This is a genomic window from Pseudanabaena sp. PCC 7367 (genome assembly GCF_000317065.1).
GTDB classification, from domain to species: domain Bacteria; phylum Cyanobacteriota; class Cyanobacteriia; order Pseudanabaenales; family Pseudanabaenaceae; genus Thalassoporum; species Thalassoporum mexicanum.
Genome location: NC_019701.1, coordinates 3,084,432 through 3,102,629, shown reverse-complemented (window position 1 = coordinate 3,102,629; position 18,198 = coordinate 3,084,432). Strand labels below are relative to the sequence as shown.

Annotated in this window: 16 protein-coding genes and 1 CRISPR repeat array; of the genes, 10 read left to right on the top strand and 6 right to left on the bottom strand. The window is 47.6% G+C overall.

Going from position 1 to position 18,198, the window contains the following annotated elements; translation table 11 throughout:
• The first annotated feature begins 57 nt into the window (after positions 1–57).
• Together PSE7367_RS12315 and PSE7367_RS23155 are read left to right on the top strand one after the other, a co-directional pair.
• Positions 58–1,215, top strand: a complete 1,158-nt coding sequence (locus tag PSE7367_RS12315; protein WP_015165678.1) for a pentapeptide repeat-containing protein — start codon at positions 58–60, stop codon at positions 1,213–1,215.
• A 194-nt stretch (positions 1,216–1,409) separates the two neighbouring features.
• Entirely contained in the window at positions 1,410–2,522 is a 1,113-nt protein-coding gene (locus PSE7367_RS23155; RefSeq protein WP_015165677.1) for a pentapeptide repeat-containing protein, read from the top strand.
• A gap of 6 nt (positions 2,523–2,528) precedes the next feature.
• Here PSE7367_RS23155 and PSE7367_RS12305 read toward each other — a convergent pair whose 3' ends face one another.
• On the bottom strand, positions 2,529–3,083 hold the full coding sequence (locus PSE7367_RS12305; protein WP_015165676.1) for a Uma2 family endonuclease: 555 nt from the start codon (positions 3,081–3,083) through the stop codon (positions 2,529–2,531).
• A 303-nt stretch (positions 3,084–3,386) separates the two neighbouring features.
• On the opposite strand from PSE7367_RS12305, the gene PSE7367_RS12300 reads away from it, so the two are divergent.
• On the top strand, positions 3,387–4,004 hold the full coding sequence (locus tag PSE7367_RS12300) for a Uma2 family endonuclease (protein ID WP_015165675.1): 618 nt from the start codon (positions 3,387–3,389) through the stop codon (positions 4,002–4,004).
• Positions 4,005–4,041: 37 nt separating this feature from the next.
• Here PSE7367_RS12300 and PSE7367_RS12295 read toward each other — a convergent pair whose 3' ends face one another.
• Positions 4,042–5,274, bottom strand: coding sequence for a lipid-A-disaccharide synthase-related protein (locus PSE7367_RS12295; protein WP_015165674.1), 1,233 nt, complete (start codon positions 5,272–5,274; stop codon positions 4,042–4,044).
• Between the two features lie 45 nt (positions 5,275–5,319).
• On the bottom strand, positions 5,320–6,210 hold the full coding sequence (locus PSE7367_RS12290; RefSeq protein ID WP_015165673.1) for a S1 RNA-binding domain-containing protein: 891 nt from the start codon (positions 6,208–6,210) through the stop codon (positions 5,320–5,322).
• Between the two features lie 219 nt (positions 6,211–6,429).
• Between PSE7367_RS12290 and ftsH the strand changes: the two genes are divergently transcribed.
• Both ftsH and pheA read left to right on the top strand, forming a co-directional pair.
• On the top strand, positions 6,430–8,316 hold the full coding sequence (ftsH, locus tag PSE7367_RS12285; protein WP_041698453.1) for an ATP-dependent zinc metalloprotease FtsH: 1,887 nt from the start codon (positions 6,430–6,432) through the stop codon (positions 8,314–8,316).
• Between the two features lie 94 nt (positions 8,317–8,410).
• Positions 8,411–9,373 carry a prephenate dehydratase gene (gene pheA, locus PSE7367_RS12280; protein ID WP_015165671.1) on the top strand — a complete coding sequence of 321 codons (963 nt, stop codon included), beginning with the start codon at positions 8,411–8,413 and terminating at the stop codon, positions 9,371–9,373.
• An 18-nt stretch (positions 9,374–9,391) separates the two neighbouring features.
• Here pheA and PSE7367_RS12275 read toward each other — a convergent pair whose 3' ends face one another.
• On the bottom strand, positions 9,392–10,855 hold the full coding sequence (locus tag PSE7367_RS12275; protein ID WP_015165670.1) for an MFS transporter: 1,464 nt from the start codon (positions 10,853–10,855) through the stop codon (positions 9,392–9,394).
• A gap of 53 nt (positions 10,856–10,908) precedes the next feature.
• Here PSE7367_RS12275 and PSE7367_RS12270 point away from each other — a divergent pair, with 53 nt between their 5' ends.
• From PSE7367_RS12270 to PSE7367_RS12260, 3 genes are all read left to right on the top strand, one after another.
• Positions 10,909–11,067, top strand: coding sequence for a hypothetical protein (locus tag PSE7367_RS12270; protein ID WP_198013413.1), 159 nt, complete (start codon positions 10,909–10,911; stop codon positions 11,065–11,067).
• Positions 11,068–11,282: 215 nt separating this feature from the next.
• A CRISPR array of direct repeats spans positions 11,283–12,241; the repeat unit is 35 nt; unit sequence CTTTCAAACCCATTACCCCGCAAGGGGACTGAAAC.
• A gap of 42 nt (positions 12,242–12,283) precedes the next feature.
• The gene (locus tag PSE7367_RS12265; RefSeq protein ID WP_015165669.1) at positions 12,284–13,351 is read left to right on the top strand and encodes a M42 family metallopeptidase; all 1,068 of its coding nucleotides are present in this window, start codon (positions 12,284–12,286) and stop codon (positions 13,349–13,351) included.
• Positions 13,352–13,444: 93 nt separating this feature from the next.
• Complete coding sequence (locus PSE7367_RS12260; RefSeq protein ID WP_015165668.1) at positions 13,445–14,158, top strand: class I SAM-dependent methyltransferase; 714 nt, start codon at positions 13,445–13,447, stop codon at positions 14,156–14,158.
• A 48-nt stretch (positions 14,159–14,206) separates the two neighbouring features.
• Here PSE7367_RS12260 and cpdA read toward each other — a convergent pair whose 3' ends face one another.
• Together cpdA and PSE7367_RS22050 are read right to left on the bottom strand one after the other, a co-directional pair.
• Positions 14,207–15,007 (bottom strand): 3',5'-cyclic-AMP phosphodiesterase, encoded by an 801-nt coding sequence (gene cpdA / locus PSE7367_RS12255; RefSeq protein ID WP_015165667.1) that lies wholly within the window; start codon positions 15,005–15,007, stop codon positions 14,207–14,209.
• Between the two features lie 475 nt (positions 15,008–15,482).
• Positions 15,483–15,719, bottom strand: a complete 237-nt coding sequence (locus tag PSE7367_RS22050) for a hypothetical protein (protein WP_015165666.1) — start codon at positions 15,717–15,719, stop codon at positions 15,483–15,485.
• Positions 15,720–16,018: 299 nt separating this feature from the next.
• Here PSE7367_RS22050 and PSE7367_RS12250 point away from each other — a divergent pair, with 299 nt between their 5' ends.
• The gene (locus PSE7367_RS12250; RefSeq protein WP_015165665.1) at positions 16,019–17,026 is read left to right on the top strand and encodes a phosphate ABC transporter substrate-binding protein; all 1,008 of its coding nucleotides are present in this window, start codon (positions 16,019–16,021) and stop codon (positions 17,024–17,026) included.
• Between the two features lie 127 nt (positions 17,027–17,153).
• Entirely contained in the window at positions 17,154–18,113 is a 960-nt protein-coding gene (locus PSE7367_RS12245) for an aldo/keto reductase (RefSeq protein WP_015165664.1), read from the top strand.
• Positions 18,114–18,198 lie beyond the last annotated feature (85 nt).

Sequence of the window (18,198 nt, the reverse complement as noted above, 5' to 3'; positions counted from 1 at the left end):
TTTCTGCTAGGATTAGTTTTTCAATCAAGAGCTTGCTTTGTTGAGCTGGCTAAGCAAATGAAAACAACGACTCTGGCAGTTTCTATCTTATCGATGTTTTTTGGCTTTGTGGGGTTTGGTACCGCTGGGGCTGAGAATATTGAGGATGTAAGGCAATTTATACAGACTAAAAAATGCCCAGGTTGCGATCTAAGTGGTTTCTCTCCTCCAGAGGATCTAATGTTTTCATGGATGTCTAACCAACCGTTTTATTACACAATGGGCGGGGATAAGCCTTACGCCAAGGAATTCATGGAAATGGCGCAAATTTCCGTAAGCCATGCTATTGATTTCGGCGGAGCTGATCTACGCGATGCAAACTTGAATGGAGCAATTTTAAGACTCAATTTTGAAAGCGCTAAATTTACTAGCGCATTTTTGCGAGCTGCCCATCTAAAGGGAAATTTTAATCAGGCAGATTTTAGGAATGCAGATTTAAGCGTAGCTGTTATACATGGGATGTTTAGGGAAGCCAATTTCAGTCATGCCAACCTAAATGGTGTTCTTGTGTATGTATGGACTGACTTTAGCAAAGCGAATTTACGAGGTGCCAATTTGAGTTTTGCCAATCTTTCTTCCACGGATCTAAGTGGAGCGGATTTGCGCGATGCAGAAATTGATGGTGTCATACTGCATAGCCCCAAAAGAGATGAAATTGGGGCTTCTTATATGGCAAAAATCGATGAAGCTACTCAAATGCCCCCAAAATTGCGTCAAATCTATACAATCGTCAAAGATGGTGCAGTTGGTAGAGATCTGAGTAATCTTGACCTTAGTGGGGCATACCTGGCTGGAGTAGACTTTAGCGGCGCAAATCTGAGCGGTACTAATCTTAGAAATGCAAATTTATTTGGTGCAAATTTTGAAGGGGCAGACTTGCAAAATGCTGATTTCACAAGAGCGATTTTGACAAAGACGAACCTGCAATATGCAAACATGGTCGGAGCTAATTTCAATGGAGCAATCACTTACGATGCTAATATCAAAAATTCTCAGGTTGACTATTCAGCAAAAATAAATAGCTATTTCTGGAGCGATCACAGCATGACCCGAAGTATTTGGTTTGATGGTTGTAATGTCATGCTAATGCCATATGAAGCGATCGAGTTCCCATGCCCACCAACCAGCGGAGAGTCAACTGTATGGACAATGCCTGATGATTGGGAAAGTAAGTAATTAGCTTGATTGATTCAAAATGAGCAAACTTGTTTTGTGACAAGTAACGTTTAGATCCTGGCAATTTGAAACAATCGATCGCCACTGGCGATCACTAGTTGTTGCGATTGCATTTTCCCCACACCATAATTTACTTTTTCTGCTAGGATTAGTTTTTTCAATCAAGAGCTTGCTTTGTTGAGCTGGCTAAGCAAATGAAAACAACGACTCTGGCAGTTTCTATCTTATCGATGTTTTTTGGCTTTGTGGGGTTTGGTTTAACCGCTGGGGCAGAGAATATTGAGGATGTAAGGCAGTTTATACAGACTAAGAAATGTCCAGGGTGCGCTCTCAGCTTTTTCTTCTCTAATGGCGATCACACACAAAATTATCGTTGGTACGAACCCAGCTTGATAACCTATGCCTATAATTTCTTAGAGCCCGCATCGTATGTTGTAAAATTCCGAGACTCAGTAGACGATACCTCTGATATTGATATTGACTTTAGTCAAGCTAATTTGAGCAAAGCAGATTTATATGGCGCAACATTACTATTCAACTTTACCAATGCTAATTTAAGTAATGCTGATCTACGAGCCGCACATCTCAGGGGTAGGTTTGAGGGAGCAGATTTTAGTGGCGCTGATTTGAGAAATGCTCTATTAAGCGGAAATCTGAAAGGGGCAAACTTCAACAACGCTAATTTAAGTCGAGCTAAATTTATATTAAGAAGCTTGGTAGAAGTAATTGATTTGAGGGGAGCCAACCTGCGCAATGCAGATCTAAGTTATGTAAGTATTTCACATGCAGATCTGCGCGGAGCTGATCTAAGGGGCGCAAATGTTGATTTTATGAAAGTTAGTATTCCTTTTGTCCATCCTGAAAAAGGATTTGTAGCCATTGGGATGCTCACGATCGATGAAAATACTTTGCTGCCACCAAAGCTAAGTATCCTATACGAAATAGCTAGGGAAGGCGGCGTAGGTAAAGATCTAAGCAATCTTGATCTGAGTAATTCTTATTTAGGAATGCTCGATTTAAGAGGTGCTGATTTAAGTGGCTCAAACCTTAGCAATTCTATTTTGCATAGCTCTGATTTGGGGGGAGCAAACTTACAAAATGCCAACTTGAGTGGAGCTAACCTGGTGGATGCAAACTTCAAAGATGCTAACTTGGATAGCGCTATCTTAGATGGAGTTGTTTGGTGCGCACCAGAGATAGTAACCTTTGTACCTGCTTCCGAAGAACTAGCTCTAGCTCTAGCAACGGGAAAAGCCCAGCCAGAGTTAATCTCAATCAATGAATGCACCAAAACAAATATAAAATAAGCCAATTTAGATCCCGGCGAGTTGAAACAATCGATCGCAACTTAGCTGCACATCAGCCAACAGTGGATCGCTCACCATTTCAACGCCCATATAAGTTTGCGGTGGGCGATCGCCAAACAACACCGAAATACTCCGCGACGCAGGATCAACAATCCAAACCCGATCGACCCCAGCATTGAGATAATCAGCCGCCTTTTCCAGCAACTGCCTAAACGCTTGCCCCTGGGAGATAATCTCAATTACCAGTTCTGGCGCAACCGGGCAGGGTTCATCACGTAGCCAATCTGCCGCCAGGTGATCGTAAGAGACATAGAGCAAATCTGGCACCGGCACCCAATCTTCCCCTTGCCTGGTTAGAACTACAGCCCATTCAACCGCAACTCTGCCTTTGTCAGCACAGGATTGACTAATTAATGACCATAGTGCCGTTGTTAAGGCCGAGTGGAAATATTTAGGAGACATTTTCGGCACTACTACGCCACTAACCAACTCACAAGGAACATCTGTCTGGGGCAGAGCCAGAAATTCAGTTAGGGATAATCTAGGTTTTGCTTGCACCATCTGTCCCAACCTAATAATCAGTTTGTATTTATTATGTCTCTTTTGCTAATCATAATTTTGGTTAGAAGTAAATTAGCATTAGTTTTATAGCGTTCACGATAAACTTGAAGCCAAGAAGCTTGCGTGAAGGTTTTAGCTCGGGCTTTGCTGCTTACTAATGGTCAATGGTCTTTCAAGTAAGGCATTGTGGTAGCTTGATAGCATAGTTATGTATTAATCGTTAACTGTACAAACCGATCGCAATGATGCCTAAAAAGCTCCTGAGAAGTTGAAGTAATTAGGATTTGCTATTCAATTACCACCATGAAGGCAGAAATATTCCCAGCCCAATCCCATCTCAATCCGATCGCTGAGCAGCGGTTAATCCTGCCGAAAATTTATAGTTGGCAACAGTTTGAGACCCTAGAGCAGCTAACCAAAGCCACTGGCTTACGGCTAAGTTATTTAGATGGCTGGATTGAATTTATGACTGTAGGTGAGGAGCATGAATATTTAAAAACAATGCTTGGGTTTTTGTTGGAAAGCTATTTAGTAGCGATCGGCATTGATTTTGTGCCAGCCGGAAGTGCAACACGACGCGATCAAGCCCTAGGTGTCTCTTTTGAGCCAGATGAATCTTACTATTTAACCGAAGCAAAAGGGCAACCCGATTTGGCGATCGAAATTATCATCTCCAGTGGTAGCCCAGCCAAGCTAGACAAATATGCCAAATTTGCAATTCCAGAGGTTTGGTTCTGGCAAAATAGCCAAATCATGGTTTATCAATGGCAAGGAGAAAATGCCGATGATGGTTATGAACTAAGCGATCGAAGTGGGCTGTTGCCTGAATTGGATCTCAATTTGCTCACCAGTTGTATGCAAATGGACTCCAGGATCAGGGCAGTGCAAACCTTATTGGCTGGGGTTGAGGGCAAAAGTTAAAAAATAGCGGCATCAGGATAGGCTTATAGGCGATCACTTAACTCTGCGATAGAACCTGCTCAGCTAAGTATTTGGCAATCCTGGCCGATGCCCCTGCCTTGCCCATCCGCTCGATCGCATTATCATGCACTTCCTGGAAATAATCTGGATCATTGAGAATTTTTTGTAATACCACTTCAATCTGATTTGGTTTCTCAAGGCAAATCACCGACGAACCAAGCAGCCTTACCTGCTCCCTGGCAAACTTGGCCGTGAACTGCGGCCCTCTGCCCACAAACGTAATTACCGGCTTACCCAATCCCACCATTTGCTCGGTGGCAGTGCCAGCCATCGCCAGCCCCAGATGGGCACGGTGTATACAATCGCCAAAGCCGCCCTGTACCAATCGCAATCGGGCTTGACTAAAGCGGTAGTTTAATTCATCAATGCGTTGCCAACCACGCTGAATCGCAATTTCAATGAATTTATCTAGCTCCAGGCTCGAAGTAATCGCCGCCAAAAAAGTAGCTCGATGGGGCATGACTTTAGCCGTAATTTCCGCCGCTACCATCAGGGTACTCCAGTTTTCATAGGCTTCGGGGGCGCGTGAACCGGGCAAAATGGCGATCGCCCAATCATCTTCTCTCAGGCCGAAATCTAGCCCCTTGGGTTCCAGCCCATCCATCATTGGATTACCAAGATACAAAGCAGGTAGTCGATATTTTTGATTCAGCCATTTTTCGGTGAGCGTATCCCGCACAAAATTAGCGCGGCAATGGCGACTGCCCATCAGCCAGCGTTCCCAGGGGTAAAAAAATGATCCGCCGAAGGGTGGCTTGAGGCCAGGTAGTTTACCCTGACGATCGCGCCAATAGTATTCAGACTTGGCAGTGGCCACAAATACATAATCACAGCCCCACCACCAGGTGGGCAACCAGGCAAATAACAATGGCACAATATCGCCTACAGCCAGGATCAATCGTCGATCGCCGCTGCGCCGCCGCGACCATTGCCACACCACCTGCAATTGCTTCCAGGTTAATTGAGCCAGACCATTTTGTAAGTCACGCCTCAACTGCTTATTATCCATTCGCACAAATCCGCCAGAGGGCATCTTCTGGATTGCGCCCCCCATTGCTTCCGTGACAATCGGGATTTGTGGCTGATAGGCATGGCCATTACCAACCAGGGGCAGCGCCATCGCCGACACCCCCAGTTTCTCTAACTCAATACAAATACGAGCAGCAACAATATCCTCGCCGTGCCCATTACTAATACAAAGAATTTCCACGATCGATTTGGCTCAGATTGGGCTCAGATTGGGCTTAGATGGGGCTCAAGTATTCCAAAGCTTTTGAATGTTTTTCTCCAGCCGCTCTGGTGCTTCTGCAAATACTTGGGCGGTATTTTCGAGCAGTTCGCCAGAGTGATTTTCCAGCAACTTAGTAGACAGCGAAATGCGATTGCGGGATTCATCAATATCAATGATTACAGCCGGAACCGGATCGCCGATCGCAAATACAGCATTGATATCATTGACCCTGGCCTGGGAAATTTCTTTAATGTGCAGGAGTCCTGACACGCCATCAAAATTCAAAAATACGCCAAATGGTCGGATGCCAGAGACAGTGCCAGCAACCAGTTGCCCCTTGGCTAGATTACCCATCACCGAGGTACGCACCGCGTTGGTATTAGAAAGCACCAGGCGATTGGTGGGTTCATTGATTTCAATCACACTAACGGGCAGAGTTTTGCCAATTAAGCTTTCCAAATTGTCTTTGACCGTCAGGTGCGATCGGGGAATAAAACCACGCAAGCCGGCCGCATTTACTACCACACCACCTTTATTGGTGTGAAGCACCACACAATCAAAGATGGTCTCTTCAGCCTGGTAGGCTTGCATCTGTTGCCAAGCTTTCTGGATTAGCATACGCCGGATCGATAGCTTAACTTCTCCCTCGGCATTTTGTTCACTAATGATCAAAAACTCATGCTCAGAATCAAGGGGAAGCGATGTCACTAGATCGGTATCGCTTTCAAGCATGGCTTCATCGGCGGGCAAAAATGCCGGTGATTTGCCACCCACGTCTACATACACACCATCACGGGCATGGCTAATAATTTTGCCACTGATGATCTGGCCGACACCAAATTCATAGTTATGCTGGTCGAGGGCTTCCAAAAATTCATTGGCTGAGAAAGATTGGCTAGGATTGTTAGCAGTCATGGAGCATCCAAACGATCGATAGATAGATTAATTGTAATATCCCTAAGTTTAACTTTTGCCTAATTTCACTGCCGACAGTTCTTAGGTGCAATAGATTAAACTAGTAGAACCAAAACTTAATTATCCACGTATAGCTATTCCTAGCACAATCTTATTTAATGGATTTAGTGAAAATTTCTGTGATTTTTTTGTCAGGAGCTACCAACAGTGAAGCTTTCTATGAATAAGTCCCTGAATGGGTCTCGATATAAGTCCCTGGGGCGGAGATTGCAAACTTTGCTAATTGGGGTATTGGCCTGCCAGGGAGCGATCGCCCTTGCACCATCAACCCTGGCCGCACAAGAAGGTGAGCCCAAGCAAATGGAGTACAGCGAGTTTGTCCAACAGGTTCAAAACGATCAAGTTGAATCGGTTGATATTGATAGCGATCAACTCAGGATTGAGGCTGAACTCAAGGGCGATCGTCAGGTAATTGTTGATTTACCCACGCAGGACACCAAAATAATTCAACAACTGCGCGAAAACGATGTTGATATTAATGTGCTAGAACCTAGCCAAGATGCTGCATTTCGGCAATTTGCGGGCTCCTTTATTTTTATTGGGGCGCTAATTTTATTGCTGATTATAGCGATGCGTCGGGTTAGCAATTCGCCCGGTGGCCCATCGCAGGCGCTAAGTTTTGGTAAAAGTCGGGCACGGTTCTCGCCAGAGGCAAAAACGGGGGTAATTTTTGATGATGTGGCGGGGGTAGAATCCGCTAAGGAAGAACTGCAAGAAGTAGTTACCTTTCTGAAATATCCAGAGAAATTTACCGCAGTGGGAGCCAAGATTCCTAAAGGCGTGCTGTTAGTAGGACCACCAGGTACGGGTAAAACCCTCCTGGCCAGAGCGATCGCCGGGGAAGCAGGGGTGCCATTTTTCTCTCTTTCTGGGTCAGAATTTGTAGAAATGTTTGTGGGTGTGGGTGCTTCACGGGTGCGCGATCTGTTCCACCGTGCCAAGGAAAATGCGCCCTGCATTGTATTTATTGATGAAATTGATGCCGTGGGGCGGCAGCGGGGCACTGGGATTGGTGGTGGCAACGACGAGCGCGAGCAAACCCTGAACCAATTGCTTTCGGAGATGGATGGGTTCCAGGGCAATACGGGGGTAATTATTATTGCTGCGACCAATCGCCCTGATGTTCTCGATCGCGCCCTGCTTCGTCCTGGCCGCTTCGATCGGCAAATTATTGTCGATTATCCGACCTATCAAGGGCGTTTAGACATTCTTAAGGTTCATGCCCGTAATAAGCGGATTGATGAGGCGGTCTCGCTGGAGGCAACTGCCCGTCGTACGCCTGGTTTTGCCGGGGCAGATCTAGCTAACTTGCTGAATGAAGCGGCAATTTTGACCGCCCGCCGTCGCAAAGAAGCGATCACCCAGAATGAAATCCTCGACGCGATCGATCGGGTGCGTAGTGGCTTGACGCTTAAACCATTGTTAAATAATGCCAAGAAGATTCAAATTGCCTATCACGAAATTGGCCATGCGCTCTTGTTTACGCTCCTGGAGCATTCCTATCCCCTCGATAAGGTGACGGTAATTCCGCGTAGCACTGGCGCAGCCGGATTTGCAGCACCGATCCCACCGGAGGAACTGGGCTTGGAAACCAGAGCCGAAATGCTGGATCTAGTGACGGTGACCCTGGGTGGACGGGCGATCGAAGAAGTGGTGTTCGGTGATGCCCAGGTTAGTATTGGCGCTAGGTCAGATTTTCAAATGGTGGCGAAACGGGTACGGGCGATGGTGACCCGGTTTGGCATGTCCGATTTGGGTCTGGTGGCGCTCGAAGGTCAAGACAGCCAGGTATTTCTGGGGCGGGATAGTATGCCCAAGGCAGAATACTCCGAAGAGGTGGCCAGCCGGATCGATCGTGAGATCCGCCATATTGTCAAGCAATGCTACGATCGCGCCAAGAAAATCATCAGCGAAAATCGCCAATTGTGTGATTACCTAGTCGATACGCTGATAGAGCTAGAAACGATCGAAGGGGATGAATTCCGGCAAATCGTTTCTCAATATACCGAAGTGCCAGAAAAACAGGTGGAAACGGTTAAGCTCTAATGTGACTTTTTTGGCACTTGCCTGCTTTATCAAGTTGAGATAGAGTGCGATCGCAAAGCTGCAAGGCTAATGACCGTAATCACAAAATGAATCTATGACCACGGTTGCTTATTTAGGGCCAGCGGGCACATATACAGAGGCGGCAGCGATCAGCTTTTTGAAGCTGCGCGGTTGGCCTCAAGATTATGTACACCTACAGCCCTATGCCACGATCTCAAAGGCAATGGCAGCGGTAGCAACCGGAGAGTCACTGGTGGCGGTGGTTCCGGTCGAGAATTCGATCCAGGGTAGCGTGACCATGACCCTTGACAGTTTGTGGCAGTGGGAGCAATTGCAAATTCAACAGGCGTTGGTATTGCCGATCCGCCATGCGCTGATTACCCAGGCTCCGGAGAAAGCAGCGATCAAAACCGTTTACTCCCATCCCCAGGCATTGGCGCAATGTCAAAATTGGGTTGGCGAAAATTTACCACAGGTACAACAAATCCCTGCCCACTCGACTGCCGACGGTTTGCGTTTGGTGGCAGAAGATGGCACAGGTACGGCAGCGGCGATCGCCTCGCAACGGGCAGCCGCCATGTACAATTTGCCGATCATGGCCTGTCCGATTAATGACTATCCCGACAACTACACCCGCTTTCTGGTGCTGAGTCTCGATCGCTCTGCTAATACTGGTACTAATCAGACTAAGCAATCTGAATTGACAGGAGATTCAGGCGATCTTGATCAAGTTAATAACGATCTTAGCAAGCAAGATCCAATCGCCAACAATGAGCATATTTCCCTGGCGTTTAGTGTCAAAGCCAACATGCCGGGAGTTTTAGTACGCCCCTTGTCAGTGTTTGCCAATCGCAACATTAACCTGAGTCGGATTGAATCGCGCCCCACTAAAAAATCCCTGGGTGATTATATTTTCTTTGCCGATATCGAAGCATCGATCGCTGAAAAGCATGTCCAGGAAGCGATCGCCGAGCTAGAATCACTATGCGAAACCCTGAAGATTTTTGGTAGCTATGGGATCGAGAAAGTAGCGATCGATAATATCGAAGATATTTAAGTTCTGTCCTCAATATCTTTAACTATCTTCACGCTCCAACCCCTCGATCGTCTCGCCAGCCTCCGCCAACCGCTTTTCATGCAACTGCAACATAATCTGGGCATGGAACTCTTTAGTAATTGGATAAAAGTAAGCCAGCACCAGACCGAGAATTAAGGCGATCGTAGGCAGGGGGCCGATCGCAATCCGGATCGCCATTAGCGCTGAATCGGGTTGTACTGCTTCGTCTGGGATCTGTTTCTGGAAACCAGCCAGTTGCAAGCCAATCCCCAGGAACCACAAACCTACTGCTAAGCCCATTTTTTGCAAGAACACCATAAAGGCGTAGAAAATGCCCTCACGCCGCTGACCTGTGTTTAATTCATCCAACTCGATCACATCTGGCACCATCGACCAGGGAATTAGATAGGCCACCGACACGCCGATCCCAGCTACGATCGCCAGGATATAAAGTAAGATCACCTGGCCTGGCTGTAGTAAAAACAATCCCGCCTGGGCAATAATCCACAAGACCATCCCCATAAAATAAGCTGCCTTTTTGCCATACCGATTGCTGACAAAGCTCCATACAAATAGCATCAGCAAGGCAGTTCCCTGTACACCAATCGAAACTAAGGAAATTTGTTTTTCTGGCATTTTCATCCAGTTAACCACAAAAAACGGAATGATCGAGGCGGTGATTTGCAGTGCCAACCAGGAACAAAAGTAAATGCCGATCACATATAAAAAGGGTCGATTGCTCAGGACAATTTTGAGCTGCTGCCGGATTGGGATTGGCGTTACAGTTTTGAATGAACTGCGTTCCCCTTCCGCCAGAGCCATCCGCTTACGGGTGCCAATCACGCACCAAAGTATGGCAATCACCGAAACCACCGCACAGAATAGTCCCAGCAACATATAGGCCAATCGTTGATCTGGGATCCGGTTCCGGTCAAGGAGCATTCCTGCCACGAGCAATGAGACAATGCTGCCACCAATCGAGAAGGCAAACCTAAAACTATTTAAGCTGGTGCGCTCGTTATAGTCCTGGGTTAGCTCTGGGGTCATGGCGGTATAGGGCAGGTTGACCACCGTATAGAACAGGTTAAACAGCACCGCGATCGCTACGTAATAGAAAAACAAGCCCCATTGATTGCTGGTGGGGACGAGCCATTGCATCACAAAAAACACCCCGAACGGCAAAGCTCCGGCCACCATCCAGGGATGCCGTCTGCCCCAGCGGGAGTTGGTGCGATCGCTCAGCACGCCCACGATTGGGTCGTTGATCGCGTCAGATACCTTGGCAATTAATAAAACACTTCCAGCCAGGTCGGGCCTCATGCCAGCTACGTTGGTGAAAAAGTACAGCAGGAAAAAGGCCAGAATGTTGGCGGTGATCGCTGTACCCAGATCGCCTGCACCATAGGCTAGCTTGGTAGAAAAGCTAAGGGGCTTGGCGAGTTGTTCTGAGGCGGTGGATTGTGAAGTGGTTCCCTGGGACATAGGTGATTTTATAGAGATGGCAAGTGAGCTTTCAGCTTAAGCCGCTGGGGGCGATGCTGCGATTAAATTTGATTAATCTTACTGGGCTATCTTACTGGGCGATCGCTGCTGGTTGGGCTGGTCTATGTGCCGCTTTGTGGGATGGCATAGTGGGTTGTAAATTTAAATTAAGCTGGGGGCGATCGCTGGACTTTTGCGGTGGTTTTCAGTAGATTATTGATTGTGACCTTACATAATCTCCACAGGTCGCCCGATCCTTGAAAACCGCATAGTTACGTTGACCTATGGAGATGCCTTGCCTAGCAAGGGTTTCAGCTCTCCAAATTTGATTTTTAGTGGCAATAATGGGCTGTTTTTGGCAATAAAAATGACCTATGGAGATTTGACCTCCAGATGCCGCTCTGGGTATGGGCTCAAAATTGGGGCTCTTTCAAACCCTTTACCCCGCAAGGGGACTGAAACACCGTCTCTGTTGGAATGTTTTACATGATATTGGTCATCGTCAGACTTTCAAACCCTTTACCCCGCAAGGGGACTGAAACACGACCAGTCAGTTCGATCCAGAAAGCATCTTGATAGCTCTTTCAAACCCTTTACCCCGCAAGGGGACTGAAACTTTTCGGCCTGTATCTCAGATTTGGACAGACCAAGACTGGCTTTCAAACCCTTTACCCCGCAAGGGGACTGAAACTTGTCTGATCAACTGCGCTAGAAGCAGATGGGCCAATTCGGTCTCTTTCAAACCCTTTACCCCGCAAGGGGACTGAAACACATGGTCGAGCCACGTGTTGCGCAGCTTGTTCCATTCGCTTTGAACTTTCAAACCCTTTACCCCGCAAGGGGACTGAAACCGAAAAACAAGATCGGTGAGTAAAATTTTAAAGCAAAAGACTTTCAAACCCATTACCCCGCAAGGGGACTGAAACTTGCCTGCTGGAGTTGCAAGCTCAATAGCAAAATTAGCTGCCATGTGGACTTTCAAACCCATTACCCCGCAAGGGGACTGAAACTGGCCTGAAGCTAACCAACTCCACCTGAGGGGTGGGGCTTTCAAACCCATTACCCCGCAAGGGGACTGAAACTATATGCATCAATGTCTGTTAATGATGATATTGCTTCAACTTTCAAACCCATTACCCCGCAAGGGGACTGAAACCACCGTCGTTCTGGTCACCAACAACACACCAGCCCTGTTCAGCAAGCTTTCAAACCCATTACCCCGCAAGGGGACTGAAACCTTGTTAACCGCTTTGACGGCCATAGGGTGTTCGTCGGGTCTTTCAAACCCATTACCCCGCAAGGGGACTGAAACTGGGGAACATCTGTTGCAATGTACGAGGGCTGAAACGAGCTTTCAAACCCATTACCCCGCAAGGGGACAACCACAAATAAGCTAGACTCAAAAAAGCCCCATACCAACAATCGCCAATGGAAGAGCTATTGCGCCCCGATCGCCTCTACGACCTGATCAGCGAACTAGTCATGTGCCACTCCCCCAGCGGTGCAGAAGCCGAGATCGATCGATACCTGCTCGCCCAGTTTGCCAACCTAGAGCTAGAACATTGGCAAGATGCCGCCGGAAACATCGTTGCTAAAATTCCTGGCCCCAAAAACAATCCAGCCTCCAACAGCGCGATCGCCATCACCGCGCACAAAGACGAAATCGGCGCGATCGTTAAGAGCATTAACCAATACGGCCAGATCGAAATCGGTAAACTCGATGGCTCCTTCCCCTGGGTCTATGGCGAAGGGATCGTAGACCTGCTCGGCGATCGTGAAACCATCTCCGCCGTGTTGAGCTTTGGCTCGCGGCACATCTCCCATCGATCGCCCCAGAAAGAACTTCAAACCAGCAAAGCCCTGAGTTGGGACGATGCCTGGTTAGAAACCAAAGCCAGCCCACAGAAGCTAGCAGCAGCAGGGATTCGCCCCGGCACCCGCATGGTGATTAGCAAACACCGCAAGCAACCCTTTCGGCTCAGTGAGGATTATGTTGCCAGCTACACCCTCGATAACAAAGCATCCCTGGCGATCCTGCTCACCCTGGCCGAAGTAATTGGGCAAACTAATGGGCAACCCAAAACCGATGTCTATCTGCTGGCCTCCGCCAATGAAGAAGTAGGCGCGATCGGCGCGATGTATTTTAGTAACCAGCGATCGCTCGATGCCCTGATTGCGCTGGAGATCATCCCGCTCTCATGCGAATATCCGATCGAGGACAACGATGCCCCCGTGTTGCTGTCCCAGGATGCCTATGGGGTCTATGATGAAAACCTGAATCGCGGCATTGCCCAGATTGCCCAGGATCATAAATTAGCCTTGCAATTTGCGGTGTTGAATAGTTTTGGCAGCGATGGCTCGATCGCCATGAAATTCGGCCATGTGCCCCGCGCCGCCTGTCTGGGTTTCCCCACCGAAAACACCCACGGCTACGAGATTGCCCACCTCGGCGCGATCGCCAATTGCATTAGATTGCTATACGCCTATTTAAAATAAGTGAATTAAGTTTTTATGACGATCGCCGTTTATCACCAGGTTAAGGGATAGGCTGTTAGTTGATTAAGGATAGATCAAACCCAAAAATAGCCTATGCCCGCGATCAACTACGAAATCCCCAAGCCCCAAAGCTCACCCGATTGGGAAAAGCTGATTGCCGCGACGCGGAAAAGGTTTGATAAGGAATATAAACAAGAATCCTTTGATTTGCCCGATGAGATCGAAGCGATGCCCCTGTTTCGAGAATGGGTCGGCCATACCCTCTCCAGCCGGACTAGTTCACCCTTCTGGGAGATCGCCCAGTTCAAAAAGAATCTGCATTGCCTGGATATTGGCTGCGGCGTAAGCTTTTTGATCTATCCCTGGAATGACTGGAATGTCTATTTTCATGGTCTGGAGATCAGCACCGTCGCCAGGGATGCGCTTAACTCCAGGGGGTCGCAACTCAATTCCAAACTATTTAAGGGCGTAGAGTTGGGGAATGCCCACCAGTTGCCCTATGAAAATGACAGCTTCGATCGCGCCGTGGCCACGGGGTTTAGCTGCTATTACCCGATCGAATATTGGCAAATGGTCTTGCAAGAGGCAAAACGAGTTTTGAAACCGGGCGGGGTGTTGGTGTTTGATGCGATCGATCCGAACTCAGAAATTGCCGAGAATTGGGCGATCCTGGAAACCTACTTAGGCGCAGAAGTATTTTTAACACCACTCAAGGAATTTGAAGCGATCGCCGCAAATATTGGCAGAATCTCCACTCAGCGGGAGGGTGAATTATTTAAAATGTATCGGCTGACGATGCCCAAGTAGTTAATTAAATAGAGCGATCGAAGATTTTGCATCTTTATCGATCGAGACTTATCGAGTCGGCACGAATTTCCCTTGAGGTAAGCGTTTCACTTCTGTTTCCACCCTGCCATCGCCGTAGAGATATAGCAGTCTAAATCCAGGCGATCGCTCATAATCCAGCGCAAAACAGTTTTTCTGGGGCGCAAACTGCACACAGGTAGATGGCGTAACCAGATGGCGGATTTGTTGTGAGCCCTTCCCCTGCCAAAATGCGTCAATGTCTTGATGGGCATGACCAGCGATCACCGCCTTGATCTGCGGGTAGCGATCGCAAATCTGCCAGAATTGATCGCGGTTCTGGAGCGAGATCATATCCATCCACTCGGAATCGATCGCCAGAGCCGGATGATGCAGCGCGATCAGGGTATTTAGGTCGGGATTCGCTTCTAGTTGGCATTCCAGCCATTGCAAAGTGGCATCAGCTAGATGGCCATGCACTTGTCCTGGCACGGCGGAATTTAATAATAAAATCTGCCAATTGCCCAGAACCAGGCGACGATCGATCGCGGCCATATCCGCCAGGAAGTTTTGGACTAACTCGGCGCTGTCATGGTTGCCAGGAATGCAATAGGCAGGAATTGATAAGTGCGATAGTTCATGGTGCAGGCGTTGGTATGAGTGATTAAGCCCATCCTGGGTGAGATCGCCAGTAACCAAAAGCAGATCGGGCTGCTGTTCCAGGTTAGCGATCGCTGCCAACACGGCTTGGAATGAGCTATTGGTATCAATGCCCTTGAGAGTCAGGCCAGAATCATCAAACAGGTGAATGTCCGTGATTTGGGCGATCGTGATTTGTGGTGTGCCAGTCATCTTTTGCAATAATCCAGTCGGTTTATCTTCATTGTATATTCATTTAGTGCAAATCGAAATGAACTTAGCCTACTTCAGTAGCCCTGAGTAATTTATATGGTTAGAGATGGACGAAACAAAGCAAGAGTAGCAAATTGCTCCTGACTAGCTCTCAACGAGTCAAGTCTAATGTCTTAGATTGAGACGCTTAGAGCAATAACTGGGGCTTTTTAAGTCTTAATTCACGAGATTAATTACAAGCTAAGTTGATAGATTTAGATAATCCCTTGGCTTGTTGTTGGTGTAGGTCGCAAACGGCCAAGAATAATGACGATCGGGTTGCGATCGCCATAGTTGAAATTATTGATTGCGGCTTGCAATGGCTAACCTAAGCAGTCATGCATAACATTTAGCTAGAGGATTAAGACTGACTTACAAATCCTTTGCTAAAAAAATCCTTACTTCTTCTCCCACAAGCCTATTCCGTAGCTAAATATTAACCATCAACGGCTTGAGAAACTGGCTGATTTGGTTTAACTAATTGAACAGAAGACTTGATCGACTCCGCCACGTAGCGATCGCGGCCAAGTTTATAGCACCGCACTACACAAAAAGCACAGCGATAGGGATAGATTCCCACCCAGGACAATGGGTAATCGTAAATATACCTACGCCGAGAGCGTCTTACTTCTATTTCCCCGCAATGCCTGCACTTCCCCGCTTTTTCTTCCATAGTTCTATATGGCTATATGACACTAATAAAAGACCTTTAATTATTAGCTAACGTCACATGAGCCCGATTGTCACTACGCCATTACGCGCAACAGATCCAAAATATAGCAGTAAAACTTGTTTTTTGTGATCGTTTTTCAACAAAACTCTGTTGCTTCTCTGCTGAGTTGATGCGATCGCTCGCGCAAAAGAGCATTTGAAATATGCAACACACCAATAAACCACCACAAGCTGCAATCTCCACGGCGATAAGCTAACCTAGACTCTAGCTATGCATGGGAATTAGGGAAGTTAGTAGAAATGGCACAGAAAAATAATGAAACGATCGTACTAGTGGCCAGTCTGGCGGTTACCGTGGGTCTCTTGGGGGCAGGCTATTGGTTTGTGCGGGGACGGGATGGCGGCGATTCGATCGTGGTTGAGTCATCTGATCCAACTGAGCCAACGACCTCAGAACCCAGTAGTAATAGCAATAATAATCAGTCTAATGGCGATGCTCCGGCTAGTGCTAGTTTGGCCAGCATTGAAGCGACTCTGCCCAACCCCAATCTGTTGCAGATCGATGGCAGCACCACCATGGTGGCATTAATGCAAAACTTAAATAATGCTTATGCCCAGGCTAATCCCAGTATTCCCGCGATCTATGGCCAACCCGCTAATAATCCCAATGGCTCCAGTGGCGGCATTCGCAATTTAATCAATGGCACTGTGGATCTAGCGGCTAGCTCCCGTCCGCTCAAGCCCGAAGAAGCGACTGCCAACCTACAGGTAGTAGCGATCGCCAAGGATGCAGTGGCCGTGGTGGTTAGCGCTAGTAATCCCTATCGCGGTGGCCTTACCATGAGTCAATTACGCCAGATTTATGAAGGGCGGATTACTAACTGGTCAGAGGTGGGCGGCCCCAATGTACCAATCAAAGTAATCAATCGTGCCCAGGCCAGCGGCACCAGGGATCTATTTCAAAATGTGGTTTTGCTCTCGCAATCTTTTGCGCCAGATAGCGCTAATTTTATTACCTGGCCCCAGGACGAAACTACGGCAATTATTCGGGAGTTGGGCAATAACGGCATTAGCTATGCTACGGTGTCACAGGTGGCAAATCAGTCCACGGTCAGGATTATGCCGATCGATGACTCATTGCCCACTGATATTAATGCGATCAGAAATAATACTTATCCCATTAGCCGGAATATTTTCCTGATCACCACCAAGCAAACCAGCCCAGCAGTAAAGGAATTTATTGAACTAGCCCTATCGCCCCAAGGACAGCAGCTTGCCACCAATAATGGTTTTATTCCAATTAATTAACATGAATTTTGATTAAAATCGATCGCCCCGCAAAACCATATAGGCCGATCGGCTCAACTTCTAATCCACGGTTAATATTCTGAGCCGCAGCGCGTAAAATCATGATCAAAGAGTTGGGCTGGGAAAATTGCAAAAGGTCAAATTAGGCAACAGTAACGTAGAAGTATCAGCGATCGGGGTGGGTACCTGGGCCTGGGGCGATACTTTGTTTTGGAAGTATGGCAGTGATTATGGCGAGGTTGAGGTCAAAAAAGCCTTTAGCGCCAGCCTGGATGCAGGAGTAACGCTATTTGATACCGCTGAAGTATATGGCCTGGGTAAATCGGAAGAGTTATTAGGCCAATTTATGAAGGCGATCGCCCCCAGGGTGCCCCGATCGCAAATTAAAATTGCCACCAAATATATGCCTGTACCCTGGCGATTAGGCAAGCAGGCGGTCAAAGATGCTGTGGCCAAGAGCCTGGAGCGCTTGCAGGTAGAATCGATCGACCTGTATCAAATCCATCAACCGTTTACCTTTTTGATGGGGCAAGAAACACTGCTGAATGCGCTGGCCGATGAAGTTAAAGCAGGCAGAATTAAGGCGTTGGGAGTGAGTAATTTTTCGGCTGATCAAATGCGCAAAGCCCATGAAACCCTAGCTAAACGCAAAATTCCATTGACGGTTAATCAGGTGCAATATTCATTGATCGCCAAGAAGGTGGAAACCAATGGCACCCTTGATGCGGCCGAAGAATTGGGTGTGACAATCCTGGCCTATAGCCCCCTAGCGCAGGGGGTTTTGTCCGGTAAATATACTTCTACCAATCCCCCCAAAGGGGCGCGGCAGCTCGATCCTAAGTTTGGTAGCGATGGCATTACCAAGGTGCAACCACTGCTGCGGGTGCTGGCGGATTTGGCCGAGGTCTATGATGCAACAATGGCACAGGTGGCGATCAATTGGCTGGCGGCGCAGCAAAATGTGATCCCGATCCCTGGTGCAAAAAATGCCAAGCAGGCTCAGGAAAATGCCGCAGCATTGGAGTTTAAACTCGTCCCAGAAGAAATTACCCAACTCGATCGCGTCAGTGATGAATGTACCCGTTGAGCCATAATGTGATTCAGGCTACGTAGCTCTATGTGCTTAGGTTCTAGCATAGGCAGCAAAGTAGTTTGAATTTAAGGAGCGGGCT

Bases quoted from the DNA above. Each gene is read 5' to 3' on its own strand.
- PSE7367_RS12315 (WP_015165678.1), top strand. From the start codon at position 58: ATGAAAACAACGACTCTGGCAGTTTCTATCTTATCGATGTTTTTTGGC.
- PSE7367_RS23155 (WP_015165677.1), top strand. From the start codon at position 1,410: ATGAAAACAACGACTCTGGCAGTTTCTATCTTATCGATGTTTTTTGGC.
- PSE7367_RS12305 (WP_015165676.1), bottom strand. From the start codon at position 3,083: ATGGTGCAAGCAAAACCTAGATTATCCCTAACTGAATTTCTGGCTCTG.
- PSE7367_RS12300 (WP_015165675.1), top strand. From the start codon at position 3,387: ATGAAGGCAGAAATATTCCCAGCCCAATCCCATCTCAATCCGATCGCT.
- PSE7367_RS12290 (WP_015165673.1), bottom strand. From the start codon at position 6,210: ATGACTGCTAACAATCCTAGCCAATCTTTCTCAGCCAATGAATTTTTG.
- ftsH (WP_041698453.1), top strand. From the start codon at position 6,430: ATGAATAAGTCCCTGAATGGGTCTCGATATAAGTCCCTGGGGCGGAGA.
- pheA (WP_015165671.1), top strand. From the start codon at position 8,411: ATGACCACGGTTGCTTATTTAGGGCCAGCGGGCACATATACAGAGGCG.
- PSE7367_RS12275 (WP_015165670.1), bottom strand. From the start codon at position 10,855: ATGTCCCAGGGAACCACTTCACAATCCACCGCCTCAGAACAACTCGCC.
- PSE7367_RS12270 (WP_198013413.1), top strand. From the start codon at position 10,909: ATGCTGCGATTAAATTTGATTAATCTTACTGGGCTATCTTACTGGGCG.
- PSE7367_RS12265 (WP_015165669.1), top strand. From the start codon at position 12,284: ATGGAAGAGCTATTGCGCCCCGATCGCCTCTACGACCTGATCAGCGAA.
- PSE7367_RS12260 (WP_015165668.1), top strand. From the start codon at position 13,445: ATGCCCGCGATCAACTACGAAATCCCCAAGCCCCAAAGCTCACCCGAT.
- cpdA (WP_015165667.1), bottom strand. From the start codon at position 15,007: ATGACTGGCACACCACAAATCACGATCGCCCAAATCACGGACATTCAC.
- PSE7367_RS22050 (WP_015165666.1), bottom strand. From the start codon at position 15,719: ATGGAAGAAAAAGCGGGGAAGTGCAGGCATTGCGGGGAAATAGAAGTA.
- PSE7367_RS12250 (WP_015165665.1), top strand. From the start codon at position 16,019: ATGGCACAGAAAAATAATGAAACGATCGTACTAGTGGCCAGTCTGGCG.